The organism is Thermus sp. LT1-2-5 (assembly GCF_040363165.1).
Classification (GTDB): Bacteria; Deinococcota; Deinococci; order Deinococcales; family Thermaceae; genus Thermus.
Genome location: NZ_BSRG01000033.1, coordinates 1 through 1,102 on the forward strand (window position 1 = coordinate 1; position 1,102 = coordinate 1,102).

At 56.3% G+C, this 1,102-nt stretch carries 2 protein-coding genes; both read right to left on the bottom strand.

From position 1 onward, the window contains the following. Positions 1 to 83: 83 nt before the first annotated feature. Positions 84 to 812 carry a glycosyltransferase family 2 protein gene (locus ABXG85_RS12875; RefSeq protein WP_353514001.1) on the bottom strand — a complete coding sequence of 243 codons (729 nt, stop codon included), beginning with the start codon at positions 810 to 812 and terminating at the stop codon, positions 84 to 86. Beyond that, the coding region (locus ABXG85_RS12880; protein ID WP_353514002.1) for a UDP-galactopyranose mutase at positions 805 to 1,102 on the bottom strand (298 nt) is incomplete at its 5' end. The genes ABXG85_RS12880 and ABXG85_RS12875, both read right to left, overlap by 8 nt.

The window sequence follows — 1,102 nt, forward strand, 5'->3', positions numbered from 1 at the left end:
TCTCCCGCACCGCTTCCCTCAGCAAGATTCGCAAGGTATCCTGGTCCACGGGGCACCTCCTCGTGCTAAGGTGTGCCCCCCTATTAAACACGGACCCTTACACATAAATCCTTACACGACCGATTCCCCGTATATATAACACCAGACCGCTTTCCTAGGAAAAAAGTAAACTCACTACGAGTGCCGGGGTGAGTTACCCTTACCCAGGGCAATATGGCTTTCCTTAGTCCTACACGGGAAATACGCAGGCTATACTCTAGTTCGTCTCCCCGTATGAACAACCGGGGGTCAGGAAGTCCTACTTGGTTCACAGCTCTCCGACTTATCAAGACCCCCAAAAAAAGCGTGTGTTCACCCCAAAGTATGCTGTCACCGCCTACTGCATCTACCCTAAATGTATACAACGCACCCATTTTTCTAGGAAAGGAAAGCTCCTCGGGGTTTTCTAAAGAAACAGCTAGTGGCGATATCACATCTATACCATATTGCCGAGCTCCCCTGAGAAGCCCTTCCAAAGTGGAACTCTCAGGAAAGGTATCGTCGTCCATTACCCAAATCCACTCGTACCCTAGCTCGTAAGCCCGCTTCATCCCCTCGTGGAACCCTCCAGCCCCCCCCTGGTTCTCGGGAAGCCGCAGGACCTCCACCTGGGGGAACTCCTCCTTTAGCATCTCCGCCGTCCCGTCCGTGGAGGCGTTGTCCACCACCAGGACGTGGTCCACAGGCCGGGTCTGGGAAAGCACCGCCTGTAGGCATTCCCTTAGAAGTTCCTTCCGGTTATACGTGACAATCACCGCACACACCCTATCCATGCGCCACCTCCTCAAAGAGCTTCAGGGCCCTGGCCACCGCCTGGTCCATGTTGTAGTACCGATAGTCCCCAAGCCTTCCGGCGAAATACACCCCCTTGAGCCTCCTCGCCTCCTCCAGGTAAAGCTGGTACCGCACCTCGTTCTCCTCCTGCGGCACCGGGTAGTACGGCTCGTTCCGCCCAGGCTCGTAGGCCTCCGGGTACTCGTAGCACAAGGTGGTGTGGGGCAGGTAGTCCTGCCCCGTAAGGTGCTTGAACTCCGTCACCCGGGTGTAGGCGTGCTCGTTGGGG

Coding starts and splice junctions, on each gene's coding strand:
- ABXG85_RS12875 (WP_353514001.1), bottom strand. CDS start 812: ATGGATAGGGTGTGTGCGGTGATTGTCACGTATAACCGGAAGGAACTT.